Genomic DNA, 16,632 nt, shown 5'->3' with positions numbered 1-16,632 from the left:
TTCAGGCAGCGGTGTCGATGCAGAGATATTTGAGTTCGGTGAAGGCCTCCATGCCGTGGCGCGAGCCCTCGCGGCCGAGGCCGGATTGCTTCCAGCCGCCGAAGGGGATCGGGCCGCCGGTGATCTTCACGCGGTTGACCGCCACCATGCCGTATTCCAGCGCGCGGGCAAGGCGCATCTGGCGCGCGCCGTTTTCCGTGACGACATAGGCGACGAGGCCGTATTCGGTGTCGTTGGCCCGCGCGATCACCTCCGCCTCGCTGTCGAAGGCGGTGACGGCGGCCACCGGCCCGAAGGTCTCCTCGCGCATGATCACGGCGTCGTCGGGCACGTCGGTCAGCAGCGTCGGCTGGAAGAACAGCGGTCCGGCCTTGTGACGCTTGCCGCCGGTGAGAAGCCTTGCGCCGCGTTTGACCGCATCGGCCACTTGCTCCTCCACCTTGGCGATGGCGCGTTCATGCATCAGCGGGCCGATCTCGGCGCCCGGTTCCAATCCGCCGGCGACCTTCAGCGCCTCGATGCGCGCCTTGAAAGCTCTGGTGAAGGCGGCGAGCACGGGGCGCTCGACATAGATGCGGTTGGCGGCAAGGCAATCCTGGCCGGAGGTCGCGAACTTGGCGTTGACGGCGATGTCGGCGGCCTTGTCGATATCGGCATCGGCGAAGACGATCAGTGGCGCATGGCCGCCCAGTTCCATGACGAGCCGCTTCATGGTGGATGCGCACTGGCCGGCGATCAGCCTGCCGATCTCCGTCGAGCCGGTGAAGCTCATGGCGCGGATGCGGGGATCGGCATTCATGCGGCCGACGATGGTGGCGGCATCCCCGGTCACGACATTGAAGACACCGGCGGGAAGGCCCGCCCGCTCGCCAAGTTCGGCAAGGGCGAGGGCCGAGAGCGGCGTTTCGCTGGAGGGATGGGCGACGACCGTGCAGCCGGCGGCGAGGGCCGCGGCGGCCTTGCGGGTGATCATCGCGGAGGGGAAGTTCCACGGTGTCACGATGCCGACGACGCCGAGCGCTTCACGGCGCACGATCATCTCCGCGCCGGGCAGGTGGCTGGTGACGCTCTCGGCGTTGAGGCGCTTTCCCTCCTCGGCATACCATTCGACGAAGGATGCCGCATAGTCGATCTCGCCGCGGGATTCGGCCAGCGGTTTGCCCTGTTCCAGCGTCATCAGCAAGGCAAGATCCTCGCGATGCTGGAGCATCAGCTCGCCCCATTGGCGTAGAATTTTGCCGCGCTGCTGCGGCAGCAGGTCCCGCCAGGCGGGGAAGGCGTCGCTGGCGGCGGAAATCGCCTCCGTGGTCTGCCCGGCGTCGAGTTCCGCAACCCAGGCCAGCGTGGCGTTCGATGCGGGATCCGTCACCTTGAAGCTCGCGCCGTCCCGGCCGGCAGTCCAGCGGCCGCCGGCATAGGAGAGCTCGCGCAGCAGATGCGGATCGGCGAGGCGGGCAAGCGCATCGTGAAATGTCGTGCGGGCAAATACGGCGGTCATGGCGGCCTCCTCGGGTTGTCGGGAGGAGTCTGCCCGAGGCGGAACGACAGATTGTCTATTGCCGGGGTCGGAGGCAGAGACTTTGACCAAAGATATCCGCCGCCATAGACAATCTCTCTATTCGGGGCCCTGAACGGGCAGCAGCGTTGCCAGCGGCAGCACCGTTTCCTCCTTCACCGTCTTGGTGACGATGTAGGTGAAGTAGCGGTCGATGCCCAATTCGCGGTCGAGCAGGCCGTCGACGAGGCGCTGGTAGGCGTCGATATCGGCGGCCATGATCTTCAGGATGTAATCGACGCCGCCGCCGACCGACCAGCAGGCGACGATCTCCGGCGTTGCCGCCACCGCGCGCTCGAATCGCTCGAAATCCGCCTGGCGGTGGTTGGCGAGCGTCACCTCCATCATGACGCTGGCGACCGGGGCGACGCGGCGCACGGCGACACGGGCATGATAGCCCGAAACGATACCGGCCTTCTCCAGCTTTCGAAGGCGCAGCCAGCAGGGCGTGGGGGAGAGGCCTGCCTTCTCCGCCAGCGCCAGCTTGGTGATGCGCCCGTTCTCCTGGATGGCCTCCAGGATACGCAGGTCGATGGCGTCGAGTTTCATCGGGGCGCCCTCCGGGCGGGGATCATGTCAAAGCGGAGAAAAACACAATGGAAAGGCATTTTGACATTGTCAATTGAACTGAATTTGAGCACTGTTGAAATCATGACAAATTGGCGACCCGATATATCCCAATTGCGCCGGCCGGCCTATCTTTCCCTTGCTGAACAGATCGCCCGCGCCATCCAGGAAGGATTGCTGCCGAACGGTACACGCCTTCTGCCGCATCGCAAGCTCGCCGACGACCTCAAACTCTCCGTGCAGACCGTCAGTCGCGCCTATGACGAGCTGATCCGCCGCGGCCTCATCTCGGGCGAGATCGGGCGCGGCTCCTTCGTGCAGACCCGGCCGAAGGAGCCGGAGCCGCCCTATCTGCCGGAACGTCTCGGCGAGTTGGTCGACCTCTCCATCCTCAAGCCGGTCTGCGAGCAGCTTCATCTGGAGCGCATGCGCGAAGCCTTCGGCTGGCTGGCGGAAAACCTGCCGTCGAGCTCGGCGCTTTCCTTCCGGCCCAACATGGTGTTCCCGCGCCATCGGGTCGTTGCCGCCGAATGGCTGGCGGGCTGCGGGCTCGACATTTCGCCGCTGAACATCAGCATCACCAATGGCGCGACCTCGGGCATGACGGTGGCGCTGATGAGCGTGGCGCCGCCCGGCGCGACCGTTGCGACGGAGGCGATCAGCCATCATACGCTGGTGCCGCTGTCCTCCTATCTCGGCCTGCATCTCGAAGGCCTGCCGATCGACCATGACGGCATGATCCCGGCGGCGCTGGACGAGGCCTGCCGCAAGGGCGTGATCCGCGCCGTCTTCCTGCAGCCTTCGGTCATCAATCCGACGGCGACGCTGATGAGCGCGGAGCGCCGGCAGGCGCTGGCGGAAGTCGCGCGGCGGCACGACATCGCCATCATCGAGAACGATATCCTTGGACCGCTGGTCGAAGGCCGGCCGGCGCCGATTGCCGCCTATGCACCGGAGCGCACGCTCTACGTCACGAGCTTCACCAAGATCACGGTGCCGGGCCTGCGCATCGGCTATCTCGCCGCGCCCGACCGCTATGTCGCCGCCGTCGCCAACCGGCATCTCGTCTCCAACTGGATGGCGACGCCGTCGATTGCCGAGATTGCCACGCGCTGGGTAAGCGACGGCACAGCGATGGATCTCGTCAACTGGCAGCGTGGTGCGCTGGCGGTGCGCCATGCCATCGCGGAGGAGGTGTTCGCCGGCCTGCCCTACCATGCCCATCCGCAAAGCCTGCATGTCTGGCTACCGCTGCCGGAAGGGCATGCGGAGGAGGGGTTCGTCTCCCAGGCCCGCCTGCGCGGCGTCGCCATAGCGCCCGGCTCCTCCTTCCGCACATGCGACCAGCACTGGCATCCGGCGGTGCGCATCTCGCTCGGTTCCACCACCGAGCGGGAACTTCGCTCCGGCCTCGGCATTCTGGCCTCGTTGGCCAGTGGAAACCCCGAGGCGCTGTTGCTCGCGATTTGAGGATAATGCCCGCCAATTAGGCGGTTCAAGAATAATTGTACTGATATTATTATTCGGATTGACATGATTTCGATCGCTGCGCATCGTTAGGCCATCACTTGTCTCAACAGGGAGAGACATGCATGGCCGCACCTATCATCCGCATCGACAACATCACGAAGCGCTACGGTCCCTTGACCGTGCTCGACGGATTGTCGATGGAGGTGCTGCCGGGCGAGAAGCTCGCCCTTATCGGTCCGTCCGGCTCCGGCAAGACGACGATCCTGCGCATCCTGATGACGCTGGAGAGCATCAGCGGCGGCCATATCGAGGTCGACGGCGACCAGCTTTACCACATGCCGAAGAACGGCAGCCTCGTGCCGGCCGACGACCGGCACCTGCACAGGATGCGCGAGAAGATCGGCATGGTCTTCCAGCACTTCAATCTCTTCCCGCACAAATGCGTGCTCGACAATGTCACGCTTGCCCCGATGCTGACGAAGGGTGTGGCAAAGGCGGCGGCGGAAAAGCGGGCGATGGAGCTTCTCGACATGGTGGGCCTTGCCGACAAGGCGAAGAACATGCCCGCCCAACTGTCCGGCGGACAGAAGCAGCGCGTCGCCATCGCCCGCGCCCTGGCGCTTTCCCCCAAGATCATGCTGTTCGACGAGGTGACCTCGGCGCTTGACCCGGAGCTCGTCGAGGAGGTGCTGAACGTCATGCGCAAGCTTGCCGCCGAGACGGACATGACCATGCTGCTCGTCACCCACGAAATGGGCTTTGCCCACGATTTCGCCGACCGCGTCCTCTTCTTCGACCGCGGAAAGATCGTCGAGGAAGGCAAGCCGGCCGAGATTTTCCGCAATCCCAGGCAGGAGCGCACGCAGACTTTCCTGCGCAAGATCATCGCGGCCGGGCACCGCGTCTGAGTGGCCGTCGCCGCTTGGGAACAAGGCCTCAAACAACAACCAGAGACATCCAGAGGAGTTCGCAACAATGAGCATGAGGACGTTTTTGAAAATGGCTGCCGGCGCGAGCGCGCTGATGGCGCTTGTGGCTGCCGCGCCGGCTTCCGCCGATGACAGCAAGCTGGAACAGCTCAAGGCGCAGGGCTTTGCCCGCGTCGCCATCGCCAACGAGCCGCCGTTCACGGCGGTCGCCGCCGACGGCAAGGTTTCGGGGGCGGCTCCGGATGTGGCGCGGGAGGTCTTCAAGCGCCTCGGGGTCGCCGATATCGTCGCCTCCATTTCCGAATACGGCGCGATGATCCCCGGCCTGCAGGCCGGCCGCCACGATGTCATCACCGCTGGCCTATTCATGAAGCCGGAGCGCTGTGCCGCCGTCGCCTATTCCGAACCGGTCCTGTGCGATGCCGAGGCCTTCGCGCTGAAGAAGGGCAATCCGCTCGGCCTGAAAAGCTACAAGGACATCGCCGACAATCCGGATGCGAAGATCGGCGCACCGGGCGGCGGCACGGAAGAGAAGCTGGCGCTCGAAGCCGGCGTGCCGCGTGACCGCGTCATCGTCGTGCCGGATGGCCAGAGCGGCCTGAAGATGCTGCAGGACGGCCGTATCGATGCCTATTCGCTGCCGGTCCTGTCCATCAACGATCTCGTCGCCAAGGCGAACGATCCCGGGATCGAAGTGGTCGCCCCTGTGGAGGGCGCTCCGGTCTATTGCGACGGCGCGGCGTTCAGGAAGGGTGACGAGGCCCTGCGCGATGCCTTCGACGTGGAGCTCGCCAAGCTGAAGGAAAGCGGCGAATTCGCCAAGATCATCGAGCCCTACGGCTTCTCCGCCAAGGCCGCGATGTCGACGACGCGCGAGAAGCTTTGCGCGGCGAAGTGATGGAGGCAGGTTCGCCCCTCATCCCGCTGCCGCGACCTTCTCCCCGTGAACGGGGAGAAGGGATTTGCGGCTCCGTTTTCCCATCGTCGTTGACGATCTGGAAAACGATGCCGGTTCGCCCTTCGCCCCGCTTGCGGGGAGAAGGTGCCGGCAGGCGGATGAGGGGCTTTGCCCGGTTGAAGCTAACTTGGAACACACCATGACCGACTGGTCCGGCTATATAGGGCTGATCCTGCAAGGCGCGCTCGTGACGCTCGAGCTTACCGTCATGGGCTCGGTGCTTGCCGTCATCATGGCATTTCTCGCGGGCCTCGGCCGCGTCAGCCGTTTCATGGCGGTGAGGGCGTTCGCCACGACCTATATCGAGTTCTTCCGCGGCACCTCGATCTTCGTGCAGCTCTTCTGGGTCTATTTCGTGCTGCCCTTCGCGGGCGTCACGCTCTCGCCGCTGCAGGCCGGCGTTCTGGCGCTCGGCCTGAATGTCGGCGCCTATGGGGCGGAGGTGGTGCGCGGCGCCGTCAAGGCGATCGGCCGCGAGCAGCGGGAGGCCTGCATCGCGCTCAACCTTTCGCGGGGCCAGGCGATGCGCCACGTCATCCTGCCGCAGGCGCTGCCCCTGATGCTGCCGACCTTCGGCAACAATGCCATCGAGCTCCTGAAGGGCACGGCCGTCGTCTCGCTGATCTCGCTCACCGACATGACCTTCCAGGCGCAGGTGGTGCGCGCGCAGACGGGCAGCACGCTGATCCCCTTCGCCACCATCCTCGTGCTCTATTTCCTGATGGCGCTCGCCATCTCCTACGGCATGCGCTGGCTGGAGCGCCGGGTCACCCGCGGCCTCGATGGTGTGAGGACCTGACGATGGAGTGGGACTGGAATTTCGTCTGGCAGATCATGCCGACCCTCCTGGAGGGCCTGAAGATCACGATCCTTGCGACCGTGCTCGGGGCCGCCGTCGCCGCCGTGGTCGGCCTCATCTTCGCCATCCTGCGCATGACCGCGCCGAAGCCGGTCGCAAGAACGACAGGCTTCATCGTGGAGTTCATCCGCGGCACGCCGCTGCTCGTGCAACTCTACTTCATCTTCTATGTGCTGCCGGATATCGGCATCCGTCTGCCGGCGCTGCTGGCCGGCGTCATCGGGCTCGGCCTGCACTACGGCACCTATGCGGCGGAGGTCTACCGCGCCGGCATCGAGAACGTGCCGCGCGGCCAGTGGGAGGCGGCGAAGGCGACGAACCTCACTGAGCGCCAGACCTGGATCCACGTCATCCTGCCGCAGGCGATCCCGCCGATGATCCCCGCGCTCGCCAATTATCTCATCGCCATGTTCAAGGAGACGCCGCTGCTCTCGGCCATCACCGTGCTGGAGCTGATGAACCAGGCGAAAAGCGTCGCCAACAGCAGCTACCGCTATATCGAGCCGATGACGCTGGTCGGCGTGTTCTTCCTGATCATGAGCCTTATCTCCGTCGTCTTCCTGCGCTGGCTGGAAGAACGTTACGCCCGGCTGGAGGAACGCTGATGCGGACGCCCGACCTCACCCTCGCCTCGCGCGCACCAGGGCTCGACGACCGGCCGCTGGCCAAGCGCGTCGGCCTGATCATCCTTGCGACCGACCACACGACGGAAGTGGATTTCCAGCGCATGGTGGCAAGCGAGCGGATCGGCGTCTACGCGACGCGCATCCCCTATGCCAATCCGGTGACGCCGGAAAACCTGCGTGCCATGCAGCCCTCGCTGACGGCGGGCGCCGCGCTCATCCTGCCGGACGAGCCGCTGGATGTCGTCATGTATTCCTGCACCTCCGCCTCCGTCGTCATCGGCGATGCAGAGGTGGAGGCCGCCGTGCGGGCCGCAAAACCCGGCGCGGCCGTCGTCACGCCCACGGCCGCTGCGGTTTCCGGCCTCAAGGCGCTCGATGCGAGGCGCATTTCCGTGCTGACGCCCTACACGCTCGAAACCAGCCGGCCGATGGCTGATTATTTCCTGGGGCTCGGCTTCGATATCGCCCGTTTCACCTGCCTCGGCCTGACCGACGACCGCGAGATGGCGCGTATTTCCCCGGCGGAGATCGTCGCCTTCGCCAAGGAGGCGATGGCGACGGACAGCGATGCGCTGTTCATTTCCTGCACGGCTGTGCGGGCGGCAGGCGTCGCGGCGGAAATCGAAACGGTCATCGGCAAGCCGGTCGTCACCAGCAACCTGGCGACGGCCTGGGCATGCCTGCGCCTCTGCGGCGATGCGGCGGCGCGGCCGGAGCTCGGCCGGCTGATGACGCTCGCCTATTCGGGACGCGGAGCATGACGGTTCTTCCCGTGACCCTGGCGGATATAGAACAGGCGGCCCGGCGCATCGAAGGCCGGATCCGGCGCACGCCGTTCGCGCTCTCCGCTTCGCTCTCCGAGCTTTGCGGCGTGCCCGTCGGCCTCAAGCTCGAACATCACCAGACGACCGGCAGCTTCAAGCTGCGCGGCGCGACGAATGCGGTGCTGTCGCTCTCGCCGGACGAGCGGGCGCGGGGCGTCGTCGCCGCCTCGACGGGCAATCACGGCCGCGCGCTCGCCCATGCCGCCAAGGCGGAAGGATCGGTCGCGACGATCTGCATGTCGCGGCTCGTGCCCGACAACAAGGTCACGGAAATCCGTCGGCTCTGCGCGAATGTCCGCATCGTCGGCCGCTCGCAGGACGAGGCGCAGTTGGAGGTCGACCGGCTGGTCGCCGAAGACGGCCTCGTCATGGTGCCGCCCTTCGACGATGCGGCCGTGGTGGCGGGGCAGGGCACGCTCGGGCTGGAAATCGTCGAGGCCATGCCCGACGTGGCGACGGTGCTGGTGCCGCTTTCGGGCGGCGGACTGGCGGCAGGCGTCGCCGCGGCGGTGAAGGGGCGTTCACCCGGGACCCGTGTCATCGGCCTCACCATGGAACGGGGCGCCGCGATGAAGGCGAGCCTCGATGCGGGGCGGCCGGTACAGGTCGAGGAAGTCGCGAGCCTTGCGGATTCGCTGGGCGGCGGCATCGGGCTCGACAACGCCGTGACGTTCGCGATGTGCCGTGCGTTGCTGGATGACGTGATCCTCCTCTCCGAAACCGAGATCGCCGCCGGCATGCGACATGCCTATGGGGAAGAGCGCGAGGTGATCGAAGGAGCCGGCGCCGTCGGCATCGCGGCGCTGCTCACCGGCCGGCTTGGCCGGCTGGAGGGGCCGGTGGCGGTCATTCTCTCCGGCCGCAACGTGGACATGGGCCAGCATCTGCGGGTCCTCAATGGGAAGACCGGATTGTTGCGGGAGGACGCGGCGTGACGACGATGAAAATACTCACCGAGGCGGAGCTGCGGCGCATCGTTCCGCTCGATCTCGAAGCCATCGCCTGCGTGGAGGACGCCTTCCATGCGCTTGCCACCAAGGCCGTCGTCATGCCGCCGATCCTGCGGCTCGACATGCCCGAGCAGAACGGCGAGGTGGATGTGAAGACGGCGTATGTGCCCGGCCTTGATGGTTTCGCGATCAAGATCAGCCCCGGCTTCTTCGACAATCCGAAGATCGGCCTGCCCAGCACCAACGGGCTGATGGTGCTGTTCTCCACCAAGACCGGCCTCGTGCAGGCCGTGCTGCTCGACAACGGCTACCTGACGGATGTGCGCACCGCCGCGGCCGGCGCCGTCGCGGCCCGCCATCTTTCACGCCCGGACGCCTCGGTCGCCGCCATTTTCGGTGCCGGCATGCAGGCGAAATTGCAGCTCGAAGCCTTGAGCCTCGTCCGGCCGATCCGCGAGGCGCGCATCTGGGCGCGCGATGCGGCGAAGGCCGAAACGGCGGCGCTGGAGCTGACGGCGAAACTCGGCTTTCCAGTCCGCGCCGTGGCGGATGGTCGGGCGGCGGTCGACGGGGCGGATATCGTTGTCACTACCACGCCCTCGGAAAGGCCCGTCCTCAAGGCCGAATGGCTCCAGCCCGGCCAGCATGTCACCGCGATGGGCTCGGATGCCGAGCACAAGAACGAGATCGAGCCGGCCGTGATTGCCGGCGCAGGCCTTTATGTCGCCGACAGCCTCACGCAGACGCGCCGGCTCGGCGAGCTGCACCATGCCATCGAAGCGGGCCTCGTGACGGAGGGCGCGCTTTTCCCCGAACTCGGCGAGATCATCGCCGGGCGCAAGCCGGGCCGCAGCGGCCCCGACGAGATCACCGTGGCGGACCTGACCGGCACGGGCATTCAGGACACGGCCATCGCAACCCTTGCCGCCGCCCGTGCGGCAGGGGCGGGCGTCGGCACGGTCTTCGAGAGTTGAGACCGGCTTTTCGCCGGGTATAGAGGAAAAACCGATGAAACAAGCGAACCTGAAGTTCACGCTTCCGGAGTATGAAGCGCGTCTGCAAAAAACGCGCAAGGCCATGGAAGCCAAGGGCATCGACGTGCTGATCTGCAGCGATCCGTCGAACATGAACTGGCTGACGGGCTATGACGGCTGGTCCTTCTACGTGCACCAGTGCGTCGTCGTACCGCCGACGGGCGAGCCGATCTGGTACGGCCGCGGGCAGGACGCCAACGGCGCGAAGCTCACCGCCTATCTGAAGCACGAGAACATCATCGGCTATCCGGACCATTACGTGCAGTCCACCGAGCGCCACCCGATGGACTATCTGTCGGCGAAACTCGCCGAGCGCGGCCTCGACAAGCTGACCATCGGCGTGGAGATGGACAATTACTGGTTCTCGGCGGCGGCCTTCGCCTCGCTGCAGAAGCACCTGCCGAATGCCCGCTTCGTCGACGCCACGGCGCTCGTCAACTGGCAGCGCGCCGTCAAGAGCGAGACGGAAATCCGCTACATGCGCAATGCCGCGCGGATCGTCGAGAAGATGCATGAGCGCATCTTCGACAAGATCGAGGTCGGCATGCGCAAATGCGATCTCGTGGCGGAAATCTACGATGCCGGCACGCGTGGCGTCGATGGCATCGGCGGCGACTATCCGGCCATCGTGCCGCTCTTGCCCTCCGGTGTCGAGGCTTCCGCGCCGCATCTCACCTGGGACGACCGGCCGATGCAGTCGGGCGAGGGTACCTTCTTCGAGATCGCCGGCTGCTATCATCGCTATCACGTGCCGCTCTCGCGCACCGTCTTCCTCGGCAAGCCGACACAGGCCTTCCTCGATGCGGAAAAGGCCACTCTGGAAGGCATGGAAGCGGGGCTCGAGAAGGCGCGGCCCGGCAATACCTGCGAGGACATCGCCAATGCCTTCTTCGCCGTGCTCAAGAAATACGGCATCGTGAAGGACAATCGCACGGGCTACGGCATCGGCGTTTCCTATCCGCCGGACTGGGGCGAGCGCACGATGAGCCTGCGCCCCGGCGACCGCAGTGAACTGAAGCCGGGCATGACGTTCCACTTCATGACGGGGCTCTGGCTCGAAGACATGGGCTTCGAGACGACGGAAAGCATCCTGATCACCGAAACCGGTGTCGAGTGCCTGGCCAACGTGCCGCGCAAGCTTCTCGTGAAGGATTGAGCCATGCGCGCATCTCCCATCATCCCCACGGTCGATTTTTCGGCCGGGGGCGTGCAGCACGGCTTCCTGCGCCTTCCCTATAGCCGGGACGATTCCGCCTGGGGTTCGGTAATGATCCCGATAACGGTGGTGAAGAACGGGGAGGGCCCGACCGCCCTTCTGACCGGCGGCAACCATGGCGACGAATATGAGGGGCCGATCGCGCTCTTCGATCTCGCCCGGTCCTTGAAGGCGGAGGAAGTCGCCGGCACGATCATCATCGTGCCCGCGATGAATTACCCGGCCTTCCTGGCCGGCACGCGCACCTCGCCGATCGACAGGGGCAACATGAACCGCAGCTTTCCGGGCGCGCCCGACGGTACGGTGACCCAGAAGATCGCCGACTATTTCCAGCGCACACTGCTGCCGCTCGCCGATATCGTGCTGGACTTCCATTCGGGTGGCAAGACTTTGGATTTCCTGCCCTTCTGCGCCGCTCATATCCTGCCGGACAAGGCGCAGGAGGCAAAAGCCTTCGAGCTGGTCAGCGCCTTCGGCGCGCCCTGGTCGATGAAGATGCTGGAGATCGACGCGGTCGGCATGTACGATACGGCGGCGGAGGAGATGGGGAAGATCTTCATCACCACCGAGCTCGGCGGCGGCGGCACGGCGACGGCGAAAAGCGCCGGCATCGCCAAACGGGGCATCCGGAACCTGCTGAAGGCGGCGGGCATCCTGAAGGGGACGGCGGACGCCTCCGAGACCACCTGGCTCGACATGCCCGACGGCAACTGCTTCTCCTTCGCGGAGGACGGTGGCCTTATCGAACCGCTCTTCGACCTAGGCGAAGCGGTAAAAAACGGCGACGTCGTCGCCCGGATCTATCCCGTCGGCCGCACCGGCGTGCAGCCGCTGGAAGTCAGGGCGAAAATGGACGGCATCCTCGCCGCCCGCCATTTCCCCGGCCTCGTCAAATCCGGCGACTGCGTCAGCGTGCTTGCCGGTGTAATCAGCGGGATTACCGAATAACCCGTCGTCACGACGATATACAACGGACCGTGATGGCCAAGGGCCGCTTCAACCCTTCTGCCTTGCCGTAGCGAAGCAATGGGTTTGACGGGTTGCACACGGGGCATCGATTGTCATCGACCATTGGTTTGGTGCCTTGGCAATCCGCTTGCAAAAGCCGCCGCCCGGTTTAGCCGTGCCTGTTTCCCACCAAAGGAAGGGCATCTTCATGCGGCCATCTGCGCAACCGGGGGACGATACGCCGTAGGGGCAACGGTGCTCTCCCGCCGAACGGGTTGTAGATGGTTTGCGAGGTCATCTGCTCTAATTGGATAGACCAAGCTGACCGGCAAAATTCCGTCACCGATACCTCGACCCACCTTCGATCGAATATTCGCCACGTCGTGGCACTGTCATATAAGTTGACTTATTTTATCTTGTTTTTATCTTTCGAGCGGTTATGACAGGCGCAGCTGTGTCCACGGCGGGAATTTCACGCGTGGCAACCACGGAATGAACTGCCGGAAACGATGGCAATCAACCGCAACGCATTACTTTATCAGCTGTTCAAGCTCTACCATCGCGAGGCGGTCCGGTTCGCCACGCGGCTTGTCGGCAATCGCGACAGCGGCGAGGAAGTGGTTCAGGACGCCTATCTGAAGCTCGTTGCGCGACGGTCGACCACGCCGATCGACCATCCGAAAAGCTATCTCTATACCGCAACCCGCCATGCCGCGATCGATTTCACCGATCGCCAGAACCGTGAATGGCAGCGCCGTGTGGACCTCGACAGCCTCGACGAGGCCCATCTTGCCGATGACGGCGCTGTGCGCATGGAGATGCAGCGCGAACTGGCCAAGCTCGCCGTCTACCTCAACGCCCTGCCGCCGCCATGCCGGCAAGCCTTCGTGATGAACAAGCTGCAGGGATACACTCATCTGGAGATCGCTGCGCATCTCGGCATATCCACCAGCATGGTCGAAAAACATATCGTCCGCGCCCTGCTTCATTGCCGATCCCTCCTGTTGGCCGATGGGGACCTGTAATGTGCGAGCCTATTGTGGATTTATGCGACGTGACCCGTCTTAACCGGCAGAGGGGCAAACGAACCTGGATATATCGATGAATGAACTTGCCGATACGCAAGCCGATCCGGTCGAAGAGGCGCTGCATTGGATCGTTCGCCTGAATTCGGGTGCGGCAACGTCTGAAGATGCTGCCGCCTATGCGGCCTGGCGTGCCGAAAACGCCCGGCATGCACAGGCGGCCGACGAGGCCGAGCGGCTCTGGGCGGCCATGGGCAACCTGCATTTCGACCGCAGGAGCGGGCGCGTGCTGGCCGCACCGAAGCAGGGCCTGACGCGCCGCGGCGCACTCTCGCTGTTCCTGTGTCTCGGCGCCAGCGGCGTTGCCGGTGGCGCACTCTGGTCCTCCGGCCTGCTCAATCGCCTTTCGGCGGACTACGCCACCGATACGGCCAGCCTTGAGGTGATCGACCTTCCGGACGGATCACGCGTCTCGCTCAACGCCCGCTCGGCGATTGACGTTGATTTCTCCGATGGCATGCGGCGCGTTCATCTGAGGGCGGGCCAGGCTTACTTCGAGATTGCGGCCAATCCGGCGCGCCCGTTCGAGGTCATGGTGGACGAATTGTCCTTCCGGGCCATGGGCACGGCCTTCGACATCGTGCGCGATCTGCCGGAGGCACGCGCGGAGCTTGCCGTGACCGAGCATAGCGTGCGGATCAGCACTGTCTCCGGCGACACGCTGGATGTCGGCGAAGGGGAAGTCGCCCGTATCGACCGTCAGGGACGGATCGGGGCGGCCGTCAAAACGGACGTGTCCGCAGTGACGGGATGGCGCGACGGCCAATATGTCGCCGAAGGCCGGTCACTGGAGGAGGTCGTGTCGGCACTGAGCGCCTGGCATCATGGCGTCATCGTCATCATGGACAGGCAAATCAAGAAGCTCCGGGTCAATGCAGTGCTCGATCTGCGCGACGCCAACGGCTCGCTGGATGTGCTGCAAGGCGGCCTGCCGATCAAGGTTCGCCACATCTCAAATTATTTGACAATTATTTCATAGACTTAATGAGAGTGTTAATTTTTCCTTCTGTGAAGCTTGAGGTTTTTTCTCATCTTTCCGGTCTTACCCCATGACGGACCAGACAGGGGTCTGTCGCCGATTTGCGTCAAGGGGTTCAGAGTTGAGATTTTCGGGAAAAAATAGGTTGCTGGCAACGGCACTCGTCGCGCTTGCCGCTTCGGTTCACACGGTGCCTGGCCAGCAGGCATGGGCACAACAGGCCACGACGGGCCGGCTCCAGCCGGGAACCTACAATATTCCGTCGCAGCCGCTGAGCAGCGCGCTTGCCAGTTTCGCACGCGTCAGCGGTCTGAAGATTGCCTATCCGGCGACACTGACGGAAGGCAAGACATCCAGTGCTGCCGTCGGCCCCTACACGCGCCCCGGCGCCCTGCAGCAGATCCTCTCCGGCAGCGGCCTCTCCTACAGCTTCACGGGCGACAATGCGGTGACCGTCTTTGATCCGCGCCAGTCCAATACGGATGCCGGCAATGCCGCAGGCGCCACCGCTCTCGAAACCATCGTGGTCGCGGGCGATGGTGTCATGACGGAGAACACCGGTTCCTACACCACGAAGTCGATGTCGACGGCGACGGGCCTTGCACTCTCCATCCGGGAAACGCCGCAATCGGTGTCCGTCGTCTCGCGCCAGCGGATCGAGGACCAGAATCTGAGCAATGTCGAGGAAGTCGTGGCCAACAGCCCCGGCATCATCTTCAAGAAGAAGGGCATTGCCGACGACAACGACAAGGGCCTGTTCGCGCGCGGCCTCGAGATCGAGAATTTTCAGGTCGATGGCGTCAATGTCAGCAAGAACCTCAATTCGCTGAGCCTTGACACCGAGATCTACGACCGCATCGAAATCGTCCGGGGCGCCTCTGGCCTGCTGAACGGCGCGGGAAGCCCGTCTGCGACCATCGACCTGGTGCGCAAGCGCCCGACAGACACCTTCCAGGCTTCGGTCGAAGGAACGACCGGCTCGTGGAACACCCATCGCGGCAGCTTCGACGTCGGAGGCCCGCTTTCGGAGGACGGTGGCCTCAGGGGCCGTGCCGTCGGCGTGCTGCAGGACGGCGAATCCTACATCGACCGGCTGACGCAGAAATCGCAGGCGCTTTATGGAATCCTGGAAGCGGACATCGGCGACAGTTCGATGCTAACTATCGGTGCCGAATATCAGAACAAGGAATGCCGGGCTTGCGGCTATTTCGGCGCGCCCGCCTACTTCTCGGATGGCACGCCGGCCACGTTCGACCGTTCGTTCAATTCGGCGGCGAACTGGAGCCGCCAGGACCGCACCCGCTACAACGGCTTCATCTCGTTCGACCACGAATTCGAGAACGACTGGAAGTTCAACGCCACCGCGTCGTACACCTACGAGGACAATGACCGCACCTATGGCTGGTTCAGCCGCAATGGCTATGCGGACAAGGACACCGGCGCGGGATCGAGCCTGTGGGTTGCCAAGTGGCCGATCGTGACGAAGCAGGCGAGCCTGGACGCCAAGATCAGCGGCCCCATGGAATTGCTCGGTCGTGAGCACGATCTGATGTTCGGTGTGAATGCGTCCCGCACTCGCGCGGACTATGACATGTACCCACTCTGGACCGTCCCCGGCTTCGACGCGACCATCCCGAACATCTTCGACTGGACCGGCGCCTTCCCCGAGCCGGAATGGGAAACGACGGGCGTCCGTGAATATACCCTGACCCAATACTCGGCCTATGGCGCGGCGCGCCTCAAGCCGACGGACGATCTTTCGGTGATCCTGGGCTCGCGCTTCACCTGGTATGACCAGGATTCGACCTACAACTACATCGCCTGGGGTCCCTATCCCGACTCCATCAAGGAAAATGGCGTGTGGGTCCCCTATACGGGCGTGGTCTATGACTTGACCGACACACTTTCGGCCTATGCAAGCTACACCAGCATCTTCCTGCCCCAGTCGGTCATGGACGTTGCCGGCCATACCCTGGCACCGGTTACGGGCGACACCTACGAAGTCGGCGTCAAGGCAGCCTTCTTCGACGAACGGTTGAATGCAAGCGTCGCCCTGTTCCACACGAAGCAGGACAATTTCGCCGTCAGCGACGGCAACCTGACGCCGACGGGCGACGATGCCTATGTGGCCGCCGACGGCGCCGTCATTCGCGGCATCGAGCTGGAACTGTCCGGCGAGATCCTGCCCGACTGGCAGATGCAGGCAAGCTTCACCCATACCAGCACCGAGCTTCCGCCCGGCTTCAACATGAGCGTCGGCATTCCGCGGAACACGCTGAAGCTTTTCACCTCCTACCGCCTGCCGGGAGAATGGGACAAGCTGACGATCGGCGGCGGCGCGCGCTTCGAAAGCTCGAGCAGCTATACCCAGAAAAACGGCACTTTCCCTGCTGGCGTCACCACCAAGCAGGATGCCTTCTGGGTGGTCGACCTGATGGCCAAGTACGACTTCAACGAGAATGTGAGCGCGAAACTCAACATCCGCAATCTTTTCGACAAGAAGTATTACGCCAGCACCAACATCTACAGTAACGTCTGGGGCGATCCCTTCAACGCGTCCCTCTCGCTGAGCTACAAATTCTGAGAAAGGAGCCGGCCGGCGTGCGACGCCGCCGGCTGGCTTTTGCCATCC

The 16,632-nt window shown here is 64.3% G+C and carries 15 protein-coding genes; 13 read left to right on the top strand and 2 right to left on the bottom strand.

Annotated elements, in window-relative coordinates; all coding sequences use genetic code 11:
* Window position 1 precedes the first annotated feature (1 nt).
* Together ACZ48C_RS20880 and ACZ48C_RS20875 are read right to left on the bottom strand one after the other, a co-directional pair.
* Entirely contained in the window at window positions 2-1,498 is a 1,497-nt protein-coding gene (locus ACZ48C_RS20880; protein ID WP_464783935.1) for an NAD-dependent succinate-semialdehyde dehydrogenase, read from the bottom strand.
* A gap of 117 nt (window positions 1,499-1,615) precedes the next feature.
* A complete protein-coding gene (locus tag ACZ48C_RS20875; RefSeq protein ID WP_119255516.1) occupies window positions 1,616-2,104 on the bottom strand; it encodes an Lrp/AsnC family transcriptional regulator in 489 nt (162 codons plus the stop codon).
* Between the two features lie 102 nt (window positions 2,105-2,206).
* Between ACZ48C_RS20875 and ehuR the strand changes: the two genes are divergently transcribed.
* The 13 genes from ehuR to ACZ48C_RS20810 all read left to right on the top strand — a co-directional run bounded on the left by ehuR (window position 2,207) and on the right by ACZ48C_RS20810 (window position 16,584).
* The gene (gene ehuR, locus ACZ48C_RS20870; protein ID WP_464783934.1) at window positions 2,207-3,592 is read left to right on the top strand and encodes a MocR-like ectoine utilization transcription factor EhuR; all 1,386 of its coding nucleotides are present in this window, start codon (window positions 2,207-2,209) and stop codon (window positions 3,590-3,592) included.
* Window positions 3,593-3,714: 122 nt separating this feature from the next.
* Window positions 3,715-4,500 carry an ectoine/hydroxyectoine ABC transporter ATP-binding protein EhuA gene (ehuA, locus tag ACZ48C_RS20865; protein ID WP_454636223.1) on the top strand — a complete coding sequence of 262 codons (786 nt, stop codon included), beginning with the start codon at window positions 3,715-3,717 and terminating at the stop codon, window positions 4,498-4,500.
* A gap of 67 nt (window positions 4,501-4,567) precedes the next feature.
* Window positions 4,568-5,419 carry an ectoine/hydroxyectoine ABC transporter substrate-binding protein EhuB gene (gene ehuB / locus ACZ48C_RS20860; protein WP_454636221.1) on the top strand — a complete coding sequence of 284 codons (852 nt, stop codon included), beginning with the start codon at window positions 4,568-4,570 and terminating at the stop codon, window positions 5,417-5,419.
* A gap of 199 nt (window positions 5,420-5,618) precedes the next feature.
* A complete protein-coding gene (gene ehuC / locus ACZ48C_RS20855) occupies window positions 5,619-6,278 on the top strand; it encodes an ectoine/hydroxyectoine ABC transporter permease subunit EhuC (RefSeq protein ID WP_464783933.1) in 660 nt (219 codons plus the stop codon).
* 2 nt (window positions 6,279-6,280) lie between these two features.
* The gene (ehuD, locus tag ACZ48C_RS20850) at window positions 6,281-6,943 is read left to right on the top strand and encodes an ectoine/hydroxyectoine ABC transporter permease subunit EhuD (protein WP_318912747.1); all 663 of its coding nucleotides are present in this window, start codon (window positions 6,281-6,283) and stop codon (window positions 6,941-6,943) included.
* Window positions 6,943-7,725: an ectoine utilization protein EutA gene (gene eutA, locus ACZ48C_RS20845; RefSeq protein WP_464783932.1), complete on the top strand. Its 783-nt coding sequence runs from the start codon at window positions 6,943-6,945 to the stop codon at window positions 7,723-7,725. Before ehuD ends, eutA begins: the two co-directional genes overlap by 1 nt.
* Window positions 7,722-8,723, top strand: coding sequence for a hydroxyectoine utilization dehydratase EutB (eutB, locus tag ACZ48C_RS20840; protein ID WP_464783931.1), 1,002 nt, complete (start codon window positions 7,722-7,724; stop codon window positions 8,721-8,723). The genes eutA and eutB overlap by 4 nt, the downstream gene beginning before the upstream one ends.
* Complete coding sequence (gene eutC, locus ACZ48C_RS20835; protein WP_464783930.1) at window positions 8,720-9,712, top strand: ectoine utilization protein EutC; 993 nt, start codon at window positions 8,720-8,722, stop codon at window positions 9,710-9,712. Before eutB ends, eutC begins: the two co-directional genes overlap by 4 nt.
* Before the next feature lie 34 nt (window positions 9,713-9,746).
* On the top strand, window positions 9,747-10,928 hold the full coding sequence (gene doeA / locus ACZ48C_RS20830; protein WP_313192510.1) for an ectoine hydrolase DoeA: 1,182 nt from the start codon (window positions 9,747-9,749) through the stop codon (window positions 10,926-10,928).
* Window positions 10,929-10,931: 3 nt separating this feature from the next.
* Window positions 10,932-11,936, top strand: a complete 1,005-nt coding sequence (gene doeB, locus ACZ48C_RS20825) for a N(2)-acetyl-L-2,4-diaminobutanoate deacetylase DoeB (protein WP_464783929.1) — start codon at window positions 10,932-10,934, stop codon at window positions 11,934-11,936.
* Between the two features lie 509 nt (window positions 11,937-12,445).
* Window positions 12,446-12,961 (top strand): sigma-70 family RNA polymerase sigma factor, encoded by a 516-nt coding sequence (locus ACZ48C_RS20820; RefSeq protein ID WP_464783928.1) that lies wholly within the window; start codon window positions 12,446-12,448, stop codon window positions 12,959-12,961.
* Between the two features lie 76 nt (window positions 12,962-13,037).
* Window positions 13,038-14,000: a FecR family protein gene (locus ACZ48C_RS20815; protein WP_464783927.1), complete on the top strand. Its 963-nt coding sequence runs from the start codon at window positions 13,038-13,040 to the stop codon at window positions 13,998-14,000.
* A gap of 145 nt (window positions 14,001-14,145) precedes the next feature.
* The gene (locus ACZ48C_RS20810; RefSeq protein WP_464783926.1) at window positions 14,146-16,584 is read left to right on the top strand and encodes a TonB-dependent siderophore receptor; all 2,439 of its coding nucleotides are present in this window, start codon (window positions 14,146-14,148) and stop codon (window positions 16,582-16,584) included.
* The last annotated feature ends 48 nt before the right edge of the window (window positions 16,585-16,632 follow it).

The organism is Shinella sp. 1A1 (assembly GCF_055379515.1).
This window is presented reverse-complemented; position numbering and strand designations above follow the sequence as displayed.